At 63.9% G+C, this 22,297-nt stretch carries 19 protein-coding genes; 10 read left to right on the top strand and 9 right to left on the bottom strand.

What is annotated here, in order from left to right; all coding sequences use genetic code 11:
* Window positions 1–65: 65 nt before the first annotated feature.
* The 4 genes from AArc1_RS16795 to AArc1_RS16780 form a co-directional block, all read right to left on the bottom strand.
* Window positions 66–362, bottom strand: coding sequence for an SUI1 family translation initiation factor (locus tag AArc1_RS16795; protein WP_117365449.1), 297 nt, complete (start codon window positions 360–362; stop codon window positions 66–68).
* 54 nt (window positions 363–416) lie between these two features.
* On the bottom strand, window positions 417–1,283 hold the full coding sequence (locus tag AArc1_RS16790; protein WP_117365448.1) for a DMT family transporter: 867 nt from the start codon (window positions 1,281–1,283) through the stop codon (window positions 417–419).
* 63 nt (window positions 1,284–1,346) lie between these two features.
* On the bottom strand, window positions 1,347–3,125 hold the full coding sequence (locus AArc1_RS16785) for an excinuclease ABC subunit C (RefSeq protein ID WP_117365947.1): 1,779 nt from the start codon (window positions 3,123–3,125) through the stop codon (window positions 1,347–1,349).
* Between the two features lie 37 nt (window positions 3,126–3,162).
* Window positions 3,163–4,197, bottom strand: a complete 1,035-nt coding sequence (locus tag AArc1_RS16780) for a hypothetical protein (RefSeq protein ID WP_117365447.1) — start codon at window positions 4,195–4,197, stop codon at window positions 3,163–3,165.
* A 96-nt stretch (window positions 4,198–4,293) separates the two neighbouring features.
* Here AArc1_RS16780 and AArc1_RS16775 point away from each other — a divergent pair, with 96 nt between their 5' ends.
* The 4 genes from AArc1_RS16775 to AArc1_RS16760 all read left to right on the top strand — a co-directional run bounded on the left by AArc1_RS16775 (window position 4,294) and on the right by AArc1_RS16760 (window position 7,712).
* Complete coding sequence (locus AArc1_RS16775) at window positions 4,294–4,563, top strand: hypothetical protein (protein ID WP_117365446.1); 270 nt, start codon at window positions 4,294–4,296, stop codon at window positions 4,561–4,563.
* A gap of 172 nt (window positions 4,564–4,735) precedes the next feature.
* The gene (locus tag AArc1_RS16770) at window positions 4,736–5,668 is read left to right on the top strand and encodes an ABC transporter ATP-binding protein (protein ID WP_117365445.1); all 933 of its coding nucleotides are present in this window, start codon (window positions 4,736–4,738) and stop codon (window positions 5,666–5,668) included.
* The gene (locus AArc1_RS16765) at window positions 5,665–6,636 is read left to right on the top strand and encodes an ABC transporter permease (RefSeq protein ID WP_117365444.1); all 972 of its coding nucleotides are present in this window, start codon (window positions 5,665–5,667) and stop codon (window positions 6,634–6,636) included. Before AArc1_RS16770 ends, AArc1_RS16765 begins: the two co-directional genes overlap by 4 nt.
* Before the next feature lie 113 nt (window positions 6,637–6,749).
* Window positions 6,750–7,712 (top strand): ArsA family ATPase, encoded by a 963-nt coding sequence (locus tag AArc1_RS16760; protein ID WP_117365443.1) that lies wholly within the window; start codon window positions 6,750–6,752, stop codon window positions 7,710–7,712.
* A gap of 22 nt (window positions 7,713–7,734) precedes the next feature.
* Here the strand turns inward: AArc1_RS16760 and AArc1_RS16755 are convergent, their stop codons facing one another.
* The 3 genes from AArc1_RS16755 to AArc1_RS16745 all read right to left on the bottom strand — a co-directional run bounded on the left by AArc1_RS16755 (window position 7,735) and on the right by AArc1_RS16745 (window position 10,702).
* Window positions 7,735–8,049, bottom strand: a complete 315-nt coding sequence (locus AArc1_RS16755) for a glutathione S-transferase N-terminal domain-containing protein (protein WP_117365442.1) — start codon at window positions 8,047–8,049, stop codon at window positions 7,735–7,737.
* Window positions 8,050–8,145: 96 nt separating this feature from the next.
* Window positions 8,146–10,227 carry an NAD-dependent DNA ligase LigA gene (gene ligA / locus AArc1_RS16750; protein WP_117365441.1) on the bottom strand — a complete coding sequence of 694 codons (2,082 nt, stop codon included), beginning with the start codon at window positions 10,225–10,227 and terminating at the stop codon, window positions 8,146–8,148.
* Between the two features lie 82 nt (window positions 10,228–10,309).
* A complete protein-coding gene (locus tag AArc1_RS16745; RefSeq protein ID WP_117365440.1) occupies window positions 10,310–10,702 on the bottom strand; it encodes a 2Fe-2S iron-sulfur cluster-binding protein in 393 nt (130 codons plus the stop codon).
* 138 nt (window positions 10,703–10,840) lie between these two features.
* On the opposite strand from AArc1_RS16745, the gene rio1 reads away from it, so the two are divergent.
* From rio1 to AArc1_RS16720, 5 genes are all read left to right on the top strand, one after another.
* Window positions 10,841–11,710, top strand: coding sequence for a serine/threonine-protein kinase Rio1 (gene rio1, locus AArc1_RS16740; protein ID WP_117365439.1), 870 nt, complete (start codon window positions 10,841–10,843; stop codon window positions 11,708–11,710).
* Between the two features lie 87 nt (window positions 11,711–11,797).
* Window positions 11,798–12,301: a metallophosphoesterase gene (locus AArc1_RS16735; RefSeq protein WP_117365946.1), complete on the top strand. Its 504-nt coding sequence runs from the start codon at window positions 11,798–11,800 to the stop codon at window positions 12,299–12,301.
* A gap of 168 nt (window positions 12,302–12,469) precedes the next feature.
* On the top strand, window positions 12,470–13,027 hold the full coding sequence (locus tag AArc1_RS16730; RefSeq protein WP_117365438.1) for a KH domain-containing protein: 558 nt from the start codon (window positions 12,470–12,472) through the stop codon (window positions 13,025–13,027).
* A 208-nt stretch (window positions 13,028–13,235) separates the two neighbouring features.
* Window positions 13,236–14,894, top strand: a complete 1,659-nt coding sequence (gene thsA, locus AArc1_RS16725) for a thermosome subunit alpha (RefSeq protein ID WP_117365945.1) — start codon at window positions 13,236–13,238, stop codon at window positions 14,892–14,894.
* A gap of 284 nt (window positions 14,895–15,178) precedes the next feature.
* Entirely contained in the window at window positions 15,179–16,177 is a 999-nt protein-coding gene (locus tag AArc1_RS16720) for an ornithine cyclodeaminase family protein (RefSeq protein ID WP_117365437.1), read from the top strand.
* A 60-nt stretch (window positions 16,178–16,237) separates the two neighbouring features.
* On the opposite strand, the gene AArc1_RS16715 is transcribed toward AArc1_RS16720, so the two are convergent.
* Entirely contained in the window at window positions 16,238–16,993 is a 756-nt protein-coding gene (locus tag AArc1_RS16715) for a YqjF family protein (protein ID WP_117365436.1), read from the bottom strand.
* A 283-nt stretch (window positions 16,994–17,276) separates the two neighbouring features.
* On the opposite strand from AArc1_RS16715, the gene AArc1_RS16710 reads away from it, so the two are divergent.
* Entirely contained in the window at window positions 17,277–18,170 is an 894-nt protein-coding gene (locus AArc1_RS16710; RefSeq protein ID WP_394341226.1) for a transcription initiation factor IIB, read from the top strand.
* Between the two features lie 95 nt (window positions 18,171–18,265).
* On the opposite strand, the gene AArc1_RS16705 is transcribed toward AArc1_RS16710, so the two are convergent.
* Window positions 18,266–22,297, bottom strand: coding sequence for an LAGLIDADG family homing endonuclease (locus tag AArc1_RS16705; RefSeq protein WP_117365434.1), 4,032 nt, complete (start codon window positions 22,295–22,297; stop codon window positions 18,266–18,268).

Below are 22,297 nucleotides of genomic sequence, written 5' to 3'. Positions count from 1 at the left end.
TGTCTCATCGACTCTCACAGATGGTTCACGCGGTGGAGCCGCGCTAGCGAGCCTCGTCCGGCCGCTCACTCACGAACGTCGAACCCCCGCTCGCGAAGCAGGTCGGGAATCCGATCACGGTGGTCGCCCTGGAGTTCGATTCGTCCGTCGTCGACCGTACCGCCCGTCCCCAGGGCCTGTTTCAACTCGGAGGCGGTCGACTCGACCTCGCGTTGCTCGAGGTCGAACCCCTCGACGATCGTCACCGGTTTGCCGTAGCGTCGACTCTCCATCCGGATCGAGAGGACCTGCTGGGACGTTTCGAGGTCGCCGCCGCTGTCGAGTTCCTCGAGCAGGTCCTCGAGTTCGTCGTTGTCTGCCATACCGTATCAGCGGCGGCTCCGCAAAATAGCCCTGCCCTTGCACTCACAACGGGGTCAGGTCCCTTCGCGCTGGATGAGGATCACGCCGACGACGACGAGCGTGCCGCCGACGATCGTGACGGCCGTGACGGGCTCGCCAAGCACGAGCGCGCCGAGGGCGACCGTCACGCCCGGCTCGGCGGTGCTGATGATGCTCGCACGACTCGCGCCGATCCTGGCGATGCCAGCGAAGAAGGTGAGCACGGGAACGACCGTCGCGAGGATCGCGATCGCCAGCGCGACGGCCCACGCGCTCGCGCCGTCTGGCATCGCGAGCGTCCCCGTCCCGAGGCCGAAGACGACGAACGTGACAGCTGCTGCGGGGAGGACGAACGCAGTCAGTATCTCGGCGTCGACGGTGAGGAGCGCCCGCTGGCTCACTACGATGTACAGCGAGTACGCCAGTGCCGCGCCGAGGACGACGAGGACGCCCACCGGATCGGCGCCTGCCGGATCGGCGCCGGTGATGAGCGCGACGCCGCCGATCGAAAGCCCAAGTGCGACCACCAGCACCGTCGTCACCCGGCTCGGGTGGACGATCGCGACGAGACAGACGACGAACGCGGGATAGGTGTAGAGGACGATAGCGACCATCCCGGCGGTCATGAACTCGAGGCCGAGGAAGTACAGCCCGCTCTGGGTCGCGTAGCCGACGGCGCCGAGCGCGAACGCGATCGCCAGCATTCGACCCCTGAGCAGTCGAAATCGTCCCCGGAACCAGAGGACGGCCCAGACGACGACCGCCGCGAGGGCAAAGCGAAGCGCCAGCACCGTCGGAATCGACAGCCCCTCGTCGGCCGCCAGCACGCCGAAGATCCCCAGCGTCCCGAAGCCGATCGCAGAGGTCAGCACGAGGGCGATACCGACGGTCTCGTCGTCCATAGACCGAGGCTCGCCGCATGGAGGAAAAATCCGTCGGCTCGAGCGCTTGTCCGACGGGTCCGACTACAGCCGTGATTTGATCGTCTCCGCCGTTTTCTCGCCGACGCCCGGCACGCTCTGGAGGTCCTCGAGGCTCGCTTCGCGGACGTTCTCGACGCTGCCGAACCGGCCGAGCAGGCGCTTTCGCGTCTCGGGACCGACGCCCGGGACGTCGTCTAAGACGGTTTTGACCTCGTCGCGGATAGTCTGGTGGTACTGCACCGCAAAGCGGTGGGCTTCGTCTCGCACTCGCTGGCAGAGGTGGAGGTGTGGGGCGTCGTCGGGCCAGCGAAATTCCCGATCCGGGGTGATCACGCGCTCTTCGGCTTTCGCCAGCGCGACGGCGGGCACGTCCCAGTTCACGTCCGCGAGCGCGTCGCGGGCGGCCTCGAGTTGCCCCTCGCCGCCGTCGATCACGAGCAAATCGGGATCGGGCCGGTCGTCGCGACCCTCGACGGCTCGGCTGGCCCGCCACTCGAGCAGTGTGTGCATGTTGTCGTAGTCGTCGTTCTGGTCGGTCAACTTCTTCCGGCGGTAGTCGCTCTTTGCGGCGCTGCCGTCGACGAAGGTGACGTTGCTCCCCACCGCAGCCGTGCCCTGGGCGTGGCTCACGTCGAAGCCCTCGATTCGCCGCGCTGAGTCGAGACCCAGCGCGTCGGCGAGCATCCCACACTCGTCGCGTCGGCCGACGTTTCGGCGGGCGTTTTTCAGCGCGAGGTCGACCAGCTTGGCCTCCCGACCCGCGCCGGGGACCCGAACCGAGACGCCTTCTGCCTCGAGCCAGGCGGTGACCTCGTCGTCGCCGTGGCGTTCGGGCAACAGCAGGGCGTCGGGCAGGTCGCGCTCGGCGTAGTACTGGACGAGAAAGGCCGCGAGGACGGCTGGGACGCCGCCCGTCTCGCCGACGCCCTCGTCACCGGCCGGTCCCGAGGTCGGGTCGCTCGCTCCGGGCGCCTCGAGCGAGTGGCGCTCCCGGTCGACGAGTTTCCCATGTTCGGCGCGCAGTCGGGCAACGGTGGCGTCTTCGCCTTCGATGGCGACCCCGAGGACGTCGACGGCGCGTTCGTCGCCGACCGACTGGACCGCCTCGCCGCCCTCGCCGTGGAAGACCTCGACGGTCTCGAGGCGATCCCGGAGATTCGCCGCACGTTCGAAGTTGCGTTCTTCGGCGGCCACTTCCATCTCGCGGCGCAGTGGGTCCGCGAGGATGCCGGTTTCGCCCTCGAAGAAGCGTTCGGCCGACGCGACGTCCTCGCGGTAGTCACCGGCGCTGATCTCGCGGGTACAGGGGGCCGTACAGAGGCCCATCTCGTAGTCCAGACAGGGACGATCGCGGTTTGCGTACTTGTGGTCCGAACAGCCACGGACGCCGTAGGTCTCCCGCAGGGCTTTTACGACGGTTTCGACCCGGCCCTTGTTGGTGTAGGGGCCGAAGACGGTCGCCGACTCCGAGGGGTCCCGCGTGACTTCGATCCGGGGTGCCTCGTGGTCAGTCAGTTGCACCATCGGGTACGATTTGTCGTCTTTGAGCCGAACGTTGTAGCGGGGCTGGTGGCGCTTGATCAGGTTCGCCTCGAGTAACAGCGCCTGCGTTTCAGTGTCGGTGACGGCGATTTCGACGTCGTCGGCGCGATCGACCATCCGCCGGATGCGGGCGCTTCGCGGATCGGCGTACGACCGAACTCGGCTCCTGAGATCGACGGCCTTCCCGACGTAAAGCGTCGTCTCATCCTCGCGGAACTGGTAGACGCCAGGCTCGCGCGGCAACGATCCGGCACGGTCGCGAACCCCCTCGGCGTTCATCGGCGACCCTAGGTCGTCGGCGGCTTTCAGCCTGACGTCACGCGCTGCTGTCGTCGTCCCATCCGTTCCCGTCCGCTCTGTCGTCCGCTCCGTCGTCATCTACCCCGTCACTGTCCACTCTGTCGACTGTCCCGTCGTCGTCGACCTCACCGGTCCCGATACAGTCGGTCGTGGCTGCCTCTGATACCTCTCGAGCGGGTTCGTCGAACACGAAGCCACCCACTCCGCTCTCGTTCGCCGCCCCATCGTCCGCGTCACGCTCGAGGAACGCGGGATCGGACTCGTCGCCTCGAGGTGATGCGGACTCGAGGTCGTCGCGTGGAGCCGCCGCCGACTCGCCGTCGAGTTCGTTACCGCTCTCGAGGCCCCTTCGTCGATCGTCCTCGAGAGTCCGGCGCTCGCGGAGGGAGGCTCCGCCTCTCGAGTCTTCATCGGCGTCGTGGCTCGGCCCGAATTCGATCGCGTCACGCCCGAACGGGCTGGCTCGTTCGCCCTCGAGCGTCGGTTCCGGCCCGATCGCGTTCCGAAGTTCGACTGCGGCCGCGCCGACGGCGCTGCTGACGGGGACGTCGATATCCTCGCCCCCGTGGACTTCGATCACGAGCCGCCGGGTTCGTGAGCGGACGTATCGAACCAGATAGCCGGCGGCGGCGAGTCCCGAGAGGAAAGCGAGGCCGACGACAACCAGCTCGAGTGCGGTGAGGATGGCCTCGAGTGTAGCCACCATCTCGTCCGCGATGTCGGCACCGGGAGACGGTGGGTCGGCCGAACCGTCGGTGCCGAGATCTGGAACGAGCGCTGTGAAACTGACCAGGGTTGCCGTGATCGCGCTTCCGAGTGCAACGACACCGAAGAACAATCCCTTCCCTAGCGCCCACGTTCGACCGGTGGATTCGACGGTCACGCGACCGACGTTCGGCCGGTCGACGGCCCGATAGCGGGGGCCATCACCCGGTGTGAACGCGAGGACTCGGTGACTCGTCACGACGATCGTCGCGTCGCCAACGCCGACGCGTCGCGTCTCCGTTTCGCCGTCGTACAGCAGTCGATCGACGCGCTCGGTCCACTCCATCGATACTCCTCCGTCGTATCTGGATCGGCGAACCACAAGAACATCGTGGCCCGCTCGAGCCGGTACCCTCTCGGGGCTCGATCCATTAGTTCGGGTATGTCCGACTCGACCAGCCGGTGTTGGCTCGTCGAACGCACGTTCGGCGACCGTAACCTCGTGACGCTCGTCTATGCGACGCCGGACGGCTCGCGCTACCAGCGACGACAGCGGTCCTCGACGGCACTGCGAACCGGAACTCCCGTCACCGCGGCCGTTGCCGTCCCGGACGCCGACCTCGAGTCCGTCGACGACGCGGCGACCCGCGACCGATATGCTGCGGAGGCGGACCGCGTCGCTCGAGCGTTTGATCCGGACGATCCGATCTGATTCCGTCTGGCCTCGGTCGTCTCCAGTTCGTCACCGGACGGTCTCGAGCGTCGATGGACCGGCTTCGCCGACTATCCACGGGCGTTCAGTGGCATTTATTCTCGGGCCGACTGACGTATATTATGCGTCTCGAGTGACAAACCTTATCGGAAACGCGGGTGTGACTCCACCCATGTCCGCTATTCGAGTCGACGGCTTGACCAAGTCCTACGGGCAACTGCTCGCGCTTTCTGACCTCTCGTTCGAGGTCGAAGAGGGCGAGGTGTTCGGATTTTTAGGCCCCAACGGTGCCGGCAAGTCGACGACGATCAACATCCTCCTCGATTTCATCCGGCCGACCACCGGCCGGGTCGAGGTCCTCGGCCTCGACGCCCAGGCCCACAGCCGGACGATCCGGTCACGAACCGGCGTCCTCCCCGAAGGCGTCGAGACCTACGACCGCCTGACGGCCCGCCAGCACCTCGAGTTCGCTATCGAGTCGAAAGGTGCCGCCGACGACCCGCTGGCGCTCCTCGAGCGCGTCGGCCTCGAAGACGCGATCGACAAAAAAGCCGGCGGCTTCTCGAAGGGAATGTCCCAGCGACTGATGCTCGCGATGGCGCTCGTGGGCGAACCCGACCTCCTTATCTTGGACGAACCTTCCACCGGTCTCGACCCCAACGGGGCACGCGAGATGCGTGATATCGTCCGCGAGGAGAACGCCCGCGGCGCGACCGTCTTCTTCTCGAGTCACATCATGGAGCAAGTCGAAGCGGTCTGTGACCGCGTCGGCATCCTCCGTGAGGGCGAGATGGTCGCTATCGACACCGTTTCCGGCCTCCGAGAGTCCGTCGGTGATGGGACGACCCTGCGCGTGACCGTCGACCGGGTCGACGACGACGACCTCCAGGCCGTCCGATCACTGCCCGACGTCTCGAGCGCCACCTCCGAGGACGGACAGCCGCCGACGCTGGTCGTTCAGGTCGACGGCTCGAAAACTGCCGTGCTCGGCGAACTCGAAGAGCGCGGCATCGACGTGCAGGACTTCTCGACGCGCGAAGCGTCGCTCGAGGACGTCTTCCAGTCGTATACGGCCGACGGGGGAACGGAGGTGCATGCGCGATGAGTCCCGAAACTGACACCGGAACGGACGCTGTTTCAGCCGAGCCCGCTTCGCCCTCGAGTTCGATCAACCCCGACAGCGTCCGGGCGATCGCGAAAAAGGACTTTCAGGACGCCGTTCGCTCGTGGCTGTTCTGGGGCCTGAGCGTCTTCTTCTTCACGTTGTTGGTCACGATTACCGGCGTCGTCTCCTACTTCGGCGAGGACATCGCTCAGGCCGGCGCGACGACGGAGGCACTCGTGGTCTTCGTCAGCGAGATCACTCGGCTCGTGATCCCGCTGATCGCCCTGATTCTGGGCTGGAAGGCGATCGCCGGTGAGCGCGAACGCGGCAGTATTAAGATCCTGCTCTCGCTCCCTCACTCCCGAAAGGACGTGCTGCTCGGCAAACTCATCGGCCGCTCTGCTGTACTGTCGATCTCGCTGATCGTCGGCTTCGTCCTCGCGGCCGTCGTCGTCGCCGCGATGCTCGGGGCGTTCGACGTCGCCGACTACGTCGGCCTGCTCGCGATGTCGATCCTCTACGGCGTTGCCTACACCAGCATTGCCGTTGCACTCTCTTCGCTCACCCGATCGACTACCGTTGCTGGCGCGGCGATGGTCGGCGTCTTCGTCCTCTTTTATATCGTCTGGAACGCCATCAACACGACCTTCCAGTTGCTGATGAACCAGGGCTACATCGCCGGTGAGACGTACACGATCGACACCGACGACGGGCCGATGGAGTTCGAGCGCCTCCCCGACTGGGCGTACTTCGTCGAGTCGATCGATCCCGGCTACGCCTACAACAACGCCCTCTCGATCGTCACGAGTGCCGCAGAGACGGAACTCGGCGTGGCGATCGAGGATGCCATGTTCGACGGCTCGGTGCCGTTTTATCTCCAGGACTGGTTCTCGTTCGTCGTCCTCCTGTTCTGGATCGTCGTCCCGATCGCGGTCGCGCTCTATCGCTTCGATCGCGTCGACCTCTGAGCAGGTCCATCCGGTTTTCCGGTCGTTTCGTCGCTTCGACTCTGTGTCGGTCACGAACCAGTGTCGTCGTTCGGCAGGAGACTTAGGTCCCTCGCCGGGATACTCGAGGCCGAATGACCGACTGTCTCTTCTACGGCGGCAAAGGCGGTGTCGGCAAGACGACCTGTGCGGCTGCGACAGCCCTTCGACTGGCCGACAGCGGCCGCGAGACGCTCGTGGTCTCGACGGACCCGGCACACTCGCTGTCCGACTCCCTCGAGGTCGACCTCGGTCCGGAGCCGACCGAACTCGAGGCCGAATCCGGAGACGAAGGCGGCCTGTGGGCCGTCGAGATCGACGCCGAGACACAACAGGAACGCTACGAGCGCATTGCCACGGCCCTCGCTGCGGATCTCCGAAGCGCGGGTATCAGACTCGACGACGAAGCGGTCGAACGGGTCTTCGCCTCGGGTGCGCCGGCAGGAAGCGACGAACTCGCCGCGCTGGATCTGCTCGTCGAGTACGTCGACGACGGCCGCTGGGACGTCGTCGTCTTCGACACCGCGCCGACCGGCCATACGCTGCGGCTGTTCGACACCCCCGAAGTGGTGAGCCTCGCCCTCGAGACGACTCGCTCGCTCCGTGGACAGGTTCGCCGGATCGGCACCGCCGCCCGCAGCGCGGTCTTCGGACCGATGGCGGCGATGACCGGCTCGAGCGACGGCGAAGACGATCTCGTCGCGCTTCAGGCACGCCTCGAGCGCGCTCGCGACGTGCTCGTCGATCCCGAGACGACCGAGTTTCGTGTGGTCTTGCTCCCCGAGCGGATGGCAATCGCTGAATCCGAGCGACTCGTTGCCCGCCTTCGCGAGGCCGACGTATCGGTCGGCCGTCTGGTGGTGAATCAGGTCCTCGAGCGTCCAGATCCGGACTGCTCGCGCTGTCACGCCCGTCACGAGCGCCACGAAACGCGGGTGCAATCGGTCCGCGAGACGTTCGACGATCTCGAGGTCGTCACGCTTCCCGAACGCGAAGGGGAAGTTCAGGGACTCGAGACGGTACGAGCGCTCGCAGAGCGCCTACCGGCCGAAGCGTGATCGTCCGACGCCTCGAGCGCGTTCAGAACAGCCGGGTGAGCACGCGGTCGACCAGCCCCGACGGCTGTGGCGGCTGGCCGTCGCCGTACTCCTCGGCGAGGTACGCGACGATGTCGTCGCTTTCGGCCAGCCCCTCGACGCCGTTCGGCCGATCGACGAGCACCGGGACGCCGTACTGCCCGCTGGCCTCGTAGACAGCCGTCCGGTCGCGCCGGGCGCGAGGGACGGAGTGGGAGTCGTACTCGAGATCGAGGGCCTCGAGTACGCGCCGAACCTTCGCACAGTAGGGACAGCCCGCGAGTTCGTAGAGGACGAGGTCGGGGTCGGAATCGGCCATGTAACATTCAGCAACCCCACCGTCAAAACCCTCTCGGCGACTCGGCCGCCGGTCACCACGATCCGGGACCTGCGTGCGGCCGACGGCCACTGCTCGTTACTCGAGGTCGATTCCGTGTTCGACCAGCAACGCCCGGAACTCGGCTTCGTCGACGATCGGCACGTCGTTGGCCTCGGCGTCGTCGCGTTTCGACTGGCCGGGATTCTCGCCGACGACGAGATAGTCCGTATTCCCGGAGACACTGCTCGTCGCGTTCGCGCCGTGGGCCTCGACGGTCTCGGCGGCCTCGCTGCGGGTGACGCCGGAAAGCGAGCCCGTAAAGACGAACGTCAGGCCCTCGAGTTCGTCGCCCCCCGTTTCGAGCGCGGATTCCTGCGGTGAGACGTGCTCGAGGATGTCGTCGACCGCGTCGGCGTTGGCCTCGCTGGTGAAGAAATCGTGGATCTGGCCGGCGACCGTCTCGCCGACGTCGTCGACGCCCTCGAGGCGGTCGGAGTCGGTTCTGGCGACCTCGCGGACCGCCTCGAACGTACCGAACTCACGGGCGAGTTCGCGTGCCGTCGTCGGCCCGACGTGGGGAATTCCGAGCGCCGAGAGGAAGTCGGCAAGCGGTGGCTCTCGAGCGTTGTCGAGTTCCGAACGGAGATTCTCAGCGCTCGTCTCGCCCCATCCCTCGAGGGCCGTCAGTGCCTCACGCTCGAGTTCGTAGAGGTCGGCGACGGACTCGAGCAGGCCGGCGTCGACGAGCTGGCGGACGCTCTTCTCACCGAGTCCCTCGAGGTCGAGTCCGTCATCGCTCGCGTAGTATTCGATCGACCGGCGACGCTGGGCGTCACAGGCCAGCCCCCCTGTGCAGTAGGCGATCGGTCCGTCGCGTTCGACGGCGCTGTCACAGACGGGACAGTGATCTGGGAGTTCGTAGTGGCCTTCGCTGCCCTTTTCGACGACGTCCTCGACGTAAGGAATCACGTCGCCCGCGCGCTGGACGCGGACCGTATCGCCGACGTCGACGTTCTTTTCGGCGATCTCCTCGGGGTTGTGCAAGCTCGCCCGCGAGACCGTCACGCCGCCGACGTCGACCGGCTCGAGCAGCGCTACCGGGGTTAACCGGCCCGTACGACCCACCTGAACGGCGACGTCGACGATCGGCGTCACCTCCGCGCGGGCGGGGAACTTGTAGGCGAACGCCCAGCGGTCGTGCCGTGCCGTCCGTCCCAGTTCCTCTCGAGCCTCGCGCTCGTCGACTTTGATCACGGTGCCGTCGATCTCGTAGTTCAGGTCGTCGCGAGCCTCGAGCATGCGGTCGCGGTAGTCGATCGCCTCCTCGATGTCGTCGGCGAACTCGACGTGGTCGGTGACTCGCAGCCCCCACTCGGGGAACGAGTCGAGTTCTTCGTGGTGGCTCTCGATCCCGTCGCTCGAGTCGAGCGTGTCGAAGAAAAAGACCTCGAGCGGCCGTTCGGCGACGACCGAGGGATCGAGCTGTCGGATCGTGCCGGCGGTGGCGTTGCGGGGATTGGCGAACGCTTTTTCGCCGCGTTCGATCCGCTCGCGGTTGTGTTCCTGGAAGGCGTCTTTGGGCATGTAGACCTCCCCTCGAACGGCGAGGAAATCGGGGTAGTCACCGTGGAGACGCTGTGGCACGGAGCCGATGGTGCGGGCGTTTCTGGTGACGTCGTCGCCCTCGCGACCGTCGCCGCGGGTCACGGCGCGCTCGAGCGAGCCGTCTTCGTAGACGAACGCCATCGAGACGCCGTCGAACTTGGGTTCACAGACGTACTCGACGTCTCCGACCTCGCGACGCACGCGCTCGTCGAACTCACGGACATCCGCGGCGTCACCGCTCTGGTCGATCGAGAGCATCGGCGCGACGTGTTCGACGGTGTCGAACGCCTCGAGCGGTTCGCCACCAACGCTTCTGGTGGGACTGTCGGGATTGGTGAGGCCGAAGCCGTCCTCGAGGTCCTGTAGACGCGAAAAGAGCGTGTCGTAGGTTCGGTCGGCGATGAGGGGGTCGTTCTCGACGTAGTACCGGCGGTCGTGCTCGCGGATGGCCTCACAGAGCAGTTCGGCCTGCTCGCGGGCCTCGTCCTCAGAGAGGTCCTCGACCGGCGCGAAGTCGGTCTGTGGCTCCCGGAGATAGGGGTTTTCGTCCGCGTTCTCGTCGGCGAGAGACATTCGTCGCTCGAGGGTTACGCTGGTGGACCGTTAATGCTACCGCAGTCGCGCTCGCGGCGGAGAGCGCCAACCCTCGAGGGCGTCAACTCCAGGGGCTGTCACCGACCTCGGCTCGAACCATCGGCCCGACGCGGACCCGACAGTCCGCTCGCGGGGTCGCGATACACAACAGGACGTAGCCGTCCGCTCGTTCCTGGTCGGTCAGCGCTTCCGGGGGACTACGGTAATCGAACGCCAGTGCGGCGTCGAGTGGTTCGTCACTGTCAGTCGTCCCGTCCTCGTCTTCGCCGGAGTCCGCTTCGCGCTCGAGCGAGAGCAGTCGACCGACGCAGGTGATGCAGGTTCCCGACCGACAGTCGTACGGCAGTCGAACGCCGGCTCGGCTGGCAGCCTCGAGCACCGTCTCCTGGGACGGAACCATCACGGTCCGGCGCCGATGGCCGGGCCACTCGAGGGTGACCTCGTGACCGATCACGACTCGTCCCTCGTCGTCCGACCGTGGCGTTGTGAGTGATACATTGGCTGGCACTAGCACGGGGTGGGAGATAAGGCTTCGACCAACACTCGGCCGATACCCAGCCTTTACCCGCACCGCGCTCGTAGCTTCGGATAGATGGGAGAGGAAGCCGAGTTCGAACTGGTCGACGTAGAGGAAGTCGAGTCGCCGGGCGACGAGTGGGAGGAGATCGACGTTACGGACACCGAGGCCGACCGGATCGCTCGCAAGCGCGACCGGGAGTTCGAGCAGTTCGAGACGCGGATCAAAGACGCAGATCAGTTCAAAGTCGAGCAGTCGGTGTTCGACGACGCGACCTTTGCCGCGCTGTACAAACTGGTCCAGGACGGCCACGTCGAAGCGTTCGGCGGCCCGCTCTCGACGGGCAAGGAAGCGAACGTCTACCACGCACTCGGTGACGATCGTGACGTCGCGGTCAAAGTCTACCGCATCAACGCCTCGAACTTCCGGCAGATGCGTGAGTACCTCGAGGGCGACCCCCGGTTCGAGGGACTGGGCGGCAAGAAAAAAGACGTCGTACTCGCCTGGACGAAAAAGGAACTCGCCAACCTCGAGCGGGCGAGAAAGGCGGGCGTGCGCGTCCCCGAACCGATCGCCGTCGAGCGCAACGTCCTCGTCATGGAGTACATCGGCAACGAGGAAGGCCGCGCAAAGCGCCTCGGCGAGGTTCACATCGAGAACCCACAGACCGCCTACGAAGTCATGCGCGAGTACATGCGTCGGCTCTACGCCGCTGGAATCATCCACGGCGATCTGAGCGAGTACAACGTCGTTTTCAACGAGGGCCAACTGGTGATCATCGACGTCGGCCAGGCCGTCACCGTCCACCACCCCAACAGCCGTGATTTCTTAGAGCGTGACTGTACGAACGTTGCGAACTTCTTCTCCCGGCAGGGACTCGAGACCGACCCCGACGAGTTGCTCGAGTTCGTCACCGACCCTGATCCAGATCCCTCGCGGGACTGACCCGTTCGCGGTGAGTATCGACCCGCAGGATTCGCCGCTGGGGTCTGTCCCCGAACGACTTTGATGCTCGCAGCCGCGTCACTGCGTATGAAGATCGGACTCCTCTCCGACACACACGACAACGTCGAGGCAACTGAACGCGCGACCGAGATTTTCCGCGAGGAGGGCGTCGAGGTCGTCGTTCACTGTGGGGACTTCGTCGCACCGCTACTGGTCCAGTACTTCGATACGTTCGAACTCCACGGCGTCCTCGGGAACAACGATGGCGATGCCCGCAACCTGCAGGCGGCTTTCGACGCGCTGGGTGGTGAGAGCGAACTCCACGGTCGATTCGCCGATCTCGAGTTCGATGGCCTCTCGTTCGCTGTCCTTCACGGCGAGCATAAAGCGGAGGTCGAGGCGATCGCCGCCGGCGAGACGTATGACTTCGTCTGTTACGGCCATCATCATACCCGCGACCTCTCCGAGGAGGGTCGGACAACGGTGATCAACCCCGGTGCACACGTTCTGACACCCTCCGAGGACGACCGGACGGTTGCGATTATCGACACGCTCTCGGAGTCCGTGCGTTTCCGGTCAGTGCTCGAGTGATTCGACCAGTCGTCGTTCGCTGTCGGAACTGCGAGAACGGCGACGAGCGAATCCACGGAAGGAGCTTCCGTCCTGGCACAAGAGCGAGCGGCCCTGGGCTGGGAACAGGGCTCCCAGCGGCTACTGGCGGACCAAGACCTTAACCTCACGCAGCCAGTATCGAGGCACATGCAACACGTGAAGATTCCGCAGGACCGCATCGGCGTCCTCATCGGCGAAGGCGGTGAGACGATGCGCAAGATCGAAGCGGAAGCCGAGATTCGCCTCGACATCGACTCCGAAGATGGTGCCGTCGCCGTCGAAACCGTCGGTGACCCCGTTCGCGGCCTGAAAGGTCCCGATATCGTTCGTGCCATCGGACGCGGCTTTGCTCCCGATGCGGCGCTTCGACTGCTCGAGGACGAACTCATGCTGTTCGACCTCGTCGACATCGACGCTGCCTCGCGCAACACGAACGACATGAAACGCAAGAAAGGTCGACTCATCGGCGAAGGTGGGCGAACCCGCGAACTCATGGAAGAGTTGTCCGGAGCCGACGTCGTCATCTACGGTTCGACCCTCGGGATCATCGGTACGCCTCAGCAGGTCGATGCCGTCCGTAGTGCCGCCGAGATGCTCCTAGACGGTGCGCCCCACGGTGCCGTCTACTCCTTCCTCGAGGAGCGACACAACGAGATGAAACATCAGGGCCTCCAGTATCACCGGTTCCCAGGCGGGGACTCCTAACCCAGCCGCTCGTCCAGTCCGTCGTTTTCACGCACGCCTCCGGTTCGGCTTCCGGCCGTTGTCGAAGGCATCCGGCCGTATGCCTTGGTTCTCTCGTCGATTGTCCCTTGTCACCTTATCGCTCTCTGCTGGCGGTTTTGCCGTCTCCCACATCCAAAACGCTTTTATAGAATAACAAACAACGTTTCCTCTGACTATGGCACAACAGATGGGCAACCAGCCTCTCATCGTTCTCTCGGATGACAGCCAGCGAACCTCCGGAAAAGACGCACAGTCGATGAACGTCCAGGCCGGCAAGGCCGTCGCCGAATCGGTACGCACCACCCTCGGCCCGAAAGGGATGGACAAGATGCTCGTCGACTCGTCGGGCAACGTCATCGTGACGAACGACGGTGTCACGCTCCTCTCGGAGATGGAGATCGACCACCCGGCAGCTGACATGATCGTCGAAGTCGCCGAGACCCAGGAAGACGAAGTCGGTGACGGCACCACGAGCGCCGTCGTCATCGCCGGCGAACTCCTCAGCCAGGCCGAAGAGCTTCTAGAGCAGGACATCCACGCAACCACGCTCGCACAGGGCTATCGCCAGGCCGCCGAAGAAGCCCGCAACGCGCTCGAGGAGATCGCCATCGACGTCGAAGCCGACGACGACGAGATCCTCCACAAGATCGCCGCTACGGCGATGACCGGCAAAGGTGCAGAGAGCGCCCGTGACCTGCTTTCGGACCTCGTCGTCGAAGCCGTTCAGGCAGTCGCCGACGAGGACGGCATCGACACGGACAACGTCAGCATCGAGAAGGTCGTCGGTGGCTCCATCGAGAACTCCGAACTCGTCGAAGGCGTCATCGTCGACAAAGAGCGCGTCTCCGAGAACATGCCGTACTTCGCCGAGGACGCAAACGTCGCCATCATCGACGGCGCCCTCGAGATCAAAGAGACCGAGATCGACGCTGAAGTCAACGTCACCGACCCAGCCCAGCTCGAGCAGTTCCTTGAACAGGAAGAGGCTCAGCTGCGTGAGATGGCCGAGACGATCGCCGACGTCGGCGCTGACGTCGTCTTCGTCGACGGCGGTATCGACGACATGGCCCAGCACTACCTCGCCCAGGAGGGCATCATCGCGGTCCGCCGCGTCAAATCCAGCGACCAGACGCAGCTGGCTCGCTCGACGGGTGCCCGTCCCGTCTCCTCGGTCGACGACCTGACCGAAGACCACCTCGGCTTCGCCGGCAGCGTCGCCCAGAAGGACATCGCGGGCGACCAGCGCATCTTCGTCGAGGACGTCGAGGACGCCAAGGCCGTCACGCTCATCCTCCGCGGTGGCACCGAGCACGTCATCGACGAGGTCGACCGCGCCATCGAGGACTCGCTTGGCGTCGTCCGCACGACCATCGAGGACGGCAAGGTGCTCGCCGGCGGCGGCGCGCCCGAAGTCGAACTCTCGCTTGCCCTGCGCGACTACGCTGACTCCGTCGGCGGCCGCGAACAGCTCGCCGTCGAGGCGTTCGCCGACGCCCTCGAGGTCATCCCCCGCACGCTGGCCGAGAACGCCGGGCTGGACCCCATCGACTCGCTCGTCGAGCTCCGTGCCGACCACGACGGCGGCAACGAAGCCGCAGGACTGGACGCCTACACCGGCGACACCATCGACATGGCCGAGGAAGGCGTCTACGAGCCACTGCGCGTGAAGACTCAGGCCATCGAATCCGCCACCGAGGCGGCCGTCATGCTGCTGCGCATCGACGACGTCATCGCCGCTGGCGACCTCGCCGTTGCCGACGACGACGATGACGAAGACATGCCCGCCGGCGGCGGCATGGGTGGCGGCATGGGCGGTATGGGCGGCGGCATGGGCGGCATGATGTAACCGAGGGGGAACGACGTACGTCCACCCAACCGCGGAGTAGCGCGGGAGCAAAGCGCCCACTGCTGGACGTTTTTTTTCGGTGCCACCTATAGTAGCCACTGCACGTCAGTGCGCACCTGCTCGCCAGACGGATCGGCGATCAGTGTGCAAACCGGTGCCGTTGCTACTATACACCGTTGAGACTCCCTCTACTCGAATCGGTGACGTGTCTGACAGTCTCACCGACACGAACCGCGTATGGAAGGGTACATCATTTTAAGTCGCTCGTCTCAATACTCGCCGGTATGAACACGCTTCTACTGGGGAGTTCGGACGTCGACGAGAACGCAGAGATGACCAAGGTAATCGACGCGGTGGAACTGGCCTTCGGGGCGTTCGAACGTGGCGATACGCAGATGCCAGCGAAATCGTATATCGATCTGCCACAGTACAACGGCGACTTCCGGTCGATGCCCGCGTATCTCGATACGGGTGAGTGGGACGCCGCGGGGATCAAATGGGTAAACGTCCACCCGGACAATCCCGACGATCACGACCTGCCGACGGTGCTGGGGACCATGATCTACTCCGACCCCGTGACCGCGTTCCCGCTCGCGATCATGGACGGGACGGCGCTGACGATGAAACGGACGGGCGCGGCCGCAGCGGTCGCCACGGAGTATCTCGCCGTCGAAGACGCCTCGAGTCTGGGGATCGTCGGCGCGGGCGTCCAGTCGTACACGCAACTCGAGGCGATCAGCGAGGTCCGACCGATCGAAGACGTCGTCGTCGCGGATATGGATGAGTCGCGTATCGATCGGTTCGTCGACGCCTTCGGCGACCGATTCGACGTCCGTGCAGGTTCGATCTCCGAGGCAGGCCACTGCGACGTCCTCTCGACGGTGACTCCCGTCAGAGACCCGATCGTCGACCTCGACGACGTCGCCGAGCATACCCACGTCAACGCGATCGGTGCTGACGCCGAGGGCAAACACGAACTAACCGACGCCCTCCTCGAGGCCGCGACGATCGTCATCGACGACCACGAACAGTGTACACACTCCGGCGAGATCAACGTCCCGTACCACGACGGCACGCTCACCGATGTCGATATCGACGCCGAAATCGGCGAACTCGTCGTCGGGGCGACAGACGGTCGAGTCGACGACACCGGCGTCACCGTCTTCGACTCGACTGGCCTCGCGATCCAGGACGTCGCCACCGCCCACGTCGTCTACGAACGGGCGATGGCAGGCGACGCTGGCCAGCCGTACGATCTCGTCGGGGTCGACAAGTCGAACTAACGACGTCGGGGTCGACTCGAGTTCCTTCTCGACGACCCGAGCTACCGAAAACCAGTTGCCTCAGACGCGACGTGGGATCGATCCTGTCATCTCGAGTTCTCCGCAGTAGTGAACGATCGGCTCCTCGATGGGCGTTGGCAACCCGTTGGCCTCGAACATCGTGTTCTCGTGAATCGTCACGTCGGCCGGCTGGAGCGGCCACGGATCGTGGGCGAACTCGCCGGCCAGTAACCCACCGTCCGTCGGCGCGTAGAACCGTCGCCGTTCGACGAGCCAGTGCTCGAGTGTTCCGGGTTCGGGCTGGACGCTGTCGTCGACTGGTTCGTACGTCGCTTCGAACCGGGCGAGGGCGTCCCTCTCGAACGGTCGGGCGTCTCGGGTGCTCGAAAAGCCGACTCCTTCCCCGCCCGAACCGACGCGCATGCGGGCGTACTGTACTGGCAGACGCGTCGTCCGGGCTACGGTCCCGGCGACCAGCGAGTTCCCAACGTCGATGCTGAAGAAAAACAGGCCAGGGTCGCCCCGGTAGCGGACGTACGTTCTGACGTCGAGTTCGGGAAACGCCAGCCTGGTGACCGACGGCGTGCCGCGAAGGCCTGCGTTGACGAGGACGAACGGCAACACGCTCACCCACGCCGATCCGTCTCTCGTCTCGAGCGTGAGCGCCCGCGGAACGTGTGGTCGCAAGGCATCGGGCTCGATCGGCCAGTGTGCGAACAGGCCATCTCGCCAGGTCATCGACGCGATGTGGGGTGCAGTTGGTGATGCGCCGTCGGGAACTCGCCACTGGTAGGGATCCGTTCGTTGCTCGGTCATTGCTAGGGTCACCGAAATCGCTGTCGCGTCCTACCTCGAGCACACGCATAAAGCGGATAGCTGGCTGTCAAATACGGTGGTTGTTGACCCATCCGAATGAGGACCTCTGTCTTCCCCGGGATATGTCGACGGGTTCGACGACTGAATCGGGTCACTCGACCACTCCGGGTCCACCCTTGCCGGTCGACACTAGAACTGTCTCACCGAAGGTTATTTCCATCACCAATAGTTTAAATACAATCACGATCGATGTTGTGTTAGGTAGTTATCACCAATGGTGGAGATGGACTGGTCTGTAGCCTGCCCGGAATGTAACGGGAGAGTACGACGAACAGGGACCGAGATGGTCTGTGAGAAGTGCGGACTCGTCGATGGCGAAGCCGCGATCGACCGTGGTCCCGAGTGGCGATCGTTCGACGACGAGGAGACCGAGCGCCGGCGCACGGGTGCACCGCTCACGCGCTCTCGACACGACCGAGGGCTGTCGACCGAGATCGGATATGGAACCGGTTCGGGGACGAACTACGAGGTCAGGGTAACCGGCCGAAAGCGCCGCCAGATCGCCAGACTTCGACGTGAACATAATCGCACTCGAATCTCCTCGAAAGCAGAGCGCAATCAGGTGTACGGCTTTACCGAGATCGGTCGGATCGCATCGTCGCTTTCGCTCCCCAAGTCGCTACAGGAACAGGCGTGTTCCCTGTTCGAGTCGGCCCAGTCGGAAGGCTTGCTCCAGGGACGGTCGATCGAGGGGTTTGCGGCCGCCGCCATCTACGCGACGTGTCGGACCCAGTCGACTCCGCGTACCGTCGACGAGATCGTCGTCGTCGCCCGCGCCGACGAGAACGAACTGAAAGTCGCCTACGACGCCGTCAACCGCGACCTCGGTCTCCAGACCGGCCCCATCGATCCGACGCAGTACCTTCCGCGATACGCCTCCAAACTCGAGGTCGGAACCGCCGTCGAACACCGTGCTCACGAACACGCCACTGCGTTACTCGAGGCCGGTCGCCTCGGCGGACGAAACCCGAGCGGCGTCGCCGCAGCCTGTCTGTATCAGGCCGCCAGTGAACGCGAAGAGTGGCCGACGCTGACGCAGGCTGCCGCTGCCGAGGTTGCCGGGGTCGCGACAGTGACCATCCGATCGACGGTCGAGACGCTGCGAGACCTCTCCTGAACGATCGTCGGTACACCCTCGACTGCGACACTGTACCGTCGTCGGTATTTTCCGCTCCTTCCGAGAACCGTCTTGATAGGTCTCGTGGCGGTCGTTCAGGTCGTCCGCAGGTTGTCCGTACTCGGCTCGTACACCTCGCCTTTCTGTTTGAGCTTCTCGATCTCGTGTTCGGCTTTCGACTGGTCCATGCCGATCTCTGCGGCGCGCTCGAGGACGATGTCAACCGGTGCTCCCTCGTCGTACTCCTCTTCGACGTCGCTGATGAGTCCCTTGACGTTCTTGATTCGGTCGCGCTGTGATTTCGACGTCCCCGCCTCGACGATGTCCGCGTCGAACTCACCGGTTTCCGGATCGACGCCGATGTCCTGAAGACACGACCGGACGATCTCGATCACGCGCTCGGCGTCCTCGAGTTCGACCGTATCGGACAGCCGCACCCGTGCGCTCGCCTCCGAGAGCCGGACCAGCCCCTCGAGTTTCCGTGCGGTTACGGGCACCGGGGCGTCTTCGTCGGAGCCTTTCGAGCGGAGGTCGACGTAGAAATCACGGATCGCCTCGCGAGCCTCCTGGGTCATCCGCGGATGGCAGTTTTGCTTCGCGTAGGCGATGTACTTTCTGAGCAACTCGGCGTCGATCACCGGATCGACCTTCTCGGTCATCTCTTCGATCTCGTCGGTGCTGACCTCGAGAGAAGTCATTTCGCGTTGCTGAGTCGTCAGCTCCCCCGCGTAGTTCGTGTTGATGATGTGCTCTGCGAGGTCGCGGTCTTTCTGTTCGTCCGGCTGGTCGGTGACCGTGAAGATGAGATCGAACCGCGAGATGAGCGCGGGCTCTAAGTCGATCTGCTCGCCGATCGGCTCGTACTGGTCGAAGCGGCCGTACTTGGGGTTCGCCGCACCCAGCAGCGAACAGCGGGACTTGAGCGTTGCGTTGATGCCGGCTTTCGAGACGGAGATCTTCTGTTGCTCGAGGGCTTCGTGCATGGCCGAGCGGTCTTCTGAGTTGTGGACGATCATGCCGTTTGCGAGGAAGTTATGCGTTCCCTCGACGGTGAGATCGTACACCCGAGGTCGACCCCTGCGCTCGATCTCTTCGAGGAGGTCAGCGATGCGTCGTCGTTTTTCAGCGAGTAGTTCGTTACAAACGCGACTAACCTCATCGAAGTTGCCAACATCGACGGTCCCGGAGAACCACCTCGAAACAGTCGAGCCAGCAACGTCCATCTTCGTTGCCACCTGCTGGAAGGAAATTCCGTACGTCTCGAGTTGCTCACGGAGTTCGTACCAGGTCTCAGAGTTGCGGACTGGGTTGCTGAGCACCTCCTTGGCCCGTTCTCTGATCCCGTCTGTATCCGTCACTTCTAATTCATCGGCTAACTGTTCTTCGAGGACTGCTATTCGGCCGTCGACGTGTTCTCTAGAGTCAATCCGTTCGATAGACGTAACCCGCCGCCACTTCACGTCGCCATCGACGAGTTCACGAAGTGGAGTCAGGTCCACCGTAGATGGCGTCTCTAACAACTTTCGTAACCGTTGGCGAACTTTTGCTCTGTGGTCTGAATCGAAACCCCATTTAGCAGACAGTTGCTGCTGGGAAAGGGACATCCCTACCGCCAATTCACGCTGTGAGATGTGGTACCGTTGACGGAGTTCATCGAGTCGTTCCCACGATGTCTCAGTGCTGAGTTCGTCGTGATGGGCCACAGCCTCCGCTTTTCGCTCTTCGAACGTTTCGAGAATTGTCGTCGCCAGACGCAGTGACGTGTTTGCGTCCTCGTTTTCGAAGTTACAGTAGGTGGAACCGTTCTCGAGACCACACTCCGACTGATACAACCGTAGGCCACCACGGAGCTGTTCGAGCAACTCTCCGCACTCCGGAACGACATCGAGAATCGTCCGGGTCCCCGTTGTCCGTCCACAGGCAGACTCAAGCGCGTGCTGCTTCCGATTCAACGTGAAACCGATATGGCGGTTGAAAGCTTCCAGAGACCGCTTTGCCGTGATCGCAAGAACGTGCAAGTCACGACCATCTTCGCGTTCTCGAGTCTGGATCTGACTCGAAATACCGAACTCGAGCAGCAGCATTTTCGTTCCGAGCAGTAGCTCGTAACTCGAAGAGTGGATCTTTACCGCTCGTTCGTCGACGGTGCCTTCCGAGTCAGCAAGCGCGCGAGCGAAAGCGGCTTTCGTCTCTCGAGGCGCTCTCGTCACCTCCTCAGGCAATCGCTTCTCGTCATAGTTCTCCAGGTTCGCACCCAGTCCGAGAAGTTCGTCAACGTGCGCTTTTCGGTGAAGACGAACCGTCTCGACGCCATCGTCTCGCTGCTCGCTCGGGTGGCGAACGGCGGTCGCGTCAAATGCGCCTTCACAGGCCGTTTCGAAGTCCTCGAGTAGTTCTTGCTCTTTGTTCGTAAACCTGAACCCGTAAACTCCCTCATCCCGGTCATAGAAGATATTTCCATCACCGGCGATGTATCCCAGGATCGACCCGTGAGCTGGCGACAACTCGTTCCGTTTCGTTTCGGAATCAGTTGAAGATAACGCGCTTACACCGCCGTCGGTCAGACGGGTCGGGAGTGTGCGAGGGACGTACACCCAATCCCCGACCTCGAGTTCCGCCGCGTTTCGTTCTGCCCTCTCTCCGCCATCCAAAACGAAAAACGGGTGATCGGCTGTCGTCGTTAGCCGCTCTCCGCTCTCTACCGTGACTTCCCAGAGTTCGTCGGGGGCATCGTATTCGTGGATAGCGAGAACGTCACGCTCCTCGAGAGCCCCGTCATCTGTCATCGTCCAGACAGCTAGGTCGACCTCTCGAATCGTTCGGCCGTTGTCTAACTCTTCGATCGTCCCGTCGGTGATCGCTTCGTGAGCGACGTCCCTGATCGGTTTGATTCCATCGGCGGTGTGGACCAGTGAGTCACCGGTAATACACCGCATCTTGTCGAGTTCGTCGACCGCAGCGATCCCCTGGTCGGCGAGCACGAGCGCGCCGGCCTCGAGGGTCCACTGCTGGCCGTCGCCGAAGTCGTCGCGAACCGCAGCGGCCGTAAGCCCCGCCGAGGACGACCCCTTCCCGGAGGTGTAGACCGAGCGGGGTGCGATGTTCTGGATGTAGCCCAGCATCTGGCTCTTTCCGGTACCAGGGTCACCGATCAGGAGCATGTGCAGGTCGCCACGGATCCTCGAGCCGTCGGGCAACTGTTTGGTCACGCCGGAAAAGAGCTGGAGGATCATCGCGAGTTTCTCGTCGTCGTAGCCGAAGATCGCTGGCGCGATGGAGCCGATCATCTTCTCGTAGATGCCGTCGTCGCCCGAGAGGCGGACGATCTCCTGTTTGTCCGCCTCGGTGATGTCCATGTCCTCGAACTGCTCTTCGTCGACATCGACGGACATCCCTTCCATGTAGAAGTCGAAGATCGGCGATTTTTCCTGCTGGTTGCCCTGCTGTTCGAGTCGGAGGACGCCCACGGCGGAGACGTGGTCGCCGGGAGTCACCTCGCCGGTGATGTCGTCTTCGACGTGGACGTCGAGTGCCTGTGGCGTCTCACCGCCTCTGAGCCCTTCGGGACTCTCCTGGATGCGGAGCTTCTGGGCGTCGACGAACTCCGACTGATCGAAGTTCACACGGAAGGGCCCCTGTCGTTCACAGCCTTGACACTCGTGGGGCTCTTGGAAGTCGCCCGTCGACTGTGGGACGCGTGTCAGGGTGCCACAGAGCTGGCACTCGAAGGCGGCTTCTTCGATCTTGGGACGAACGTCGGTCGCCTTGCGAACGATTCCGCGCACCTGGACGAGCTTGTTCATGTGCCGGGCGCGGATCTCACGGATTTCGGGCGACTCCGAGTCGGGCAGGCTTCGAACCCGGACGTGTGCCTGGCCGAGGCTGACGTCGATCGGAAGGTCGTACAGTCGCAGGGCTTCCTCGGCGTACCGCTGGAGCTGTTCGGGATGCTCGAGAAAGTCGTCTGCGAGGTTCGGATCGAACGTATAGAGGTCCTGCCAGTCGACCGGCAGGGACCGCTGTTCGTTCGGATATCGCTGCGCAAGCTGTTTGATTTCGTTATCGTAGTAGTCGCGGAAGAACCGCTCGAACGCGTCGACGAGTTCAGAATTGCCCGCTTGCGCCAT

It is taken from the genome of Natrarchaeobaculum sulfurireducens, from assembly GCF_003430825.1.
GTDB lineage: Archaea > Halobacteriota > Halobacteria > Halobacteriales > Natrialbaceae > Natrarchaeobaculum > Natrarchaeobaculum sulfurireducens.
This window is presented reverse-complemented; position numbering and strand designations above follow the sequence as displayed.

Bases quoted from the DNA above. Each gene is read 5' to 3' on its own strand.
- thsA (WP_117365945.1), top strand. From the start codon at position 13,236: ATGGGCAACCAGCCTCTCATCGTTCTCTCGGATGACAGCCAGCGAACC.
- AArc1_RS16710 (WP_394341226.1), top strand. From the start codon at position 17,277: ATGGACTGGTCTGTAGCCTGCCCGGAATGTAACGGGAGAGTACGACGA.
- AArc1_RS16705 (WP_117365434.1), bottom strand. From the start codon at position 22,297: ATGGCGCAAGCGGGCAATTCTGAACTCGTCGACGCGTTCGAGCGGTTC.
- AArc1_RS16755 (WP_117365442.1), bottom strand. From the start codon at position 8,049: ATGGCCGATTCCGACCCCGACCTCGTCCTCTACGAACTCGCGGGCTGT.
- AArc1_RS16735 (WP_117365946.1), top strand. From the start codon at position 11,798: ATGAAGATCGGACTCCTCTCCGACACACACGACAACGTCGAGGCAACT.
- AArc1_RS16780 (WP_117365447.1), bottom strand. From the start codon at position 4,197: ATGGAGTGGACCGAGCGCGTCGATCGACTGCTGTACGACGGCGAAACG.
- AArc1_RS16775 (WP_117365446.1), top strand. From the start codon at position 4,294: ATGTCCGACTCGACCAGCCGGTGTTGGCTCGTCGAACGCACGTTCGGC.
- AArc1_RS16790 (WP_117365448.1), bottom strand. From the start codon at position 1,283: ATGGACGACGAGACCGTCGGTATCGCCCTCGTGCTGACCTCTGCGATC.
- AArc1_RS16785 (WP_117365947.1), bottom strand. From the start codon at position 3,125: ATGAACGCCGAGGGGGTTCGCGACCGTGCCGGATCGTTGCCGCGCGAG.
- AArc1_RS16715 (WP_117365436.1), bottom strand. From the start codon at position 16,993: ATGACCGAGCAACGAACGGATCCCTACCAGTGGCGAGTTCCCGACGGC.
- ligA (WP_117365441.1), bottom strand. From the start codon at position 10,227: ATGTCTCTCGCCGACGAGAACGCGGACGAAAACCCCTATCTCCGGGAG.
- AArc1_RS16770 (WP_117365445.1), top strand. From the start codon at position 4,736: ATGTCCGCTATTCGAGTCGACGGCTTGACCAAGTCCTACGGGCAACTG.
- AArc1_RS16730 (WP_117365438.1), top strand. From the start codon at position 12,470: ATGCAACACGTGAAGATTCCGCAGGACCGCATCGGCGTCCTCATCGGC.
- rio1 (WP_117365439.1), top strand. From the start codon at position 10,841: ATGGGAGAGGAAGCCGAGTTCGAACTGGTCGACGTAGAGGAAGTCGAG.
- AArc1_RS16760 (WP_117365443.1), top strand. From the start codon at position 6,750: ATGACCGACTGTCTCTTCTACGGCGGCAAAGGCGGTGTCGGCAAGACG.
- AArc1_RS16720 (WP_117365437.1), top strand. From the start codon at position 15,179: ATGAACACGCTTCTACTGGGGAGTTCGGACGTCGACGAGAACGCAGAG.
- AArc1_RS16795 (WP_117365449.1), bottom strand. From the start codon at position 362: ATGGCAGACAACGACGAACTCGAGGACCTGCTCGAGGAACTCGACAGC.
- AArc1_RS16765 (WP_117365444.1), top strand. From the start codon at position 5,665: ATGAGTCCCGAAACTGACACCGGAACGGACGCTGTTTCAGCCGAGCCC.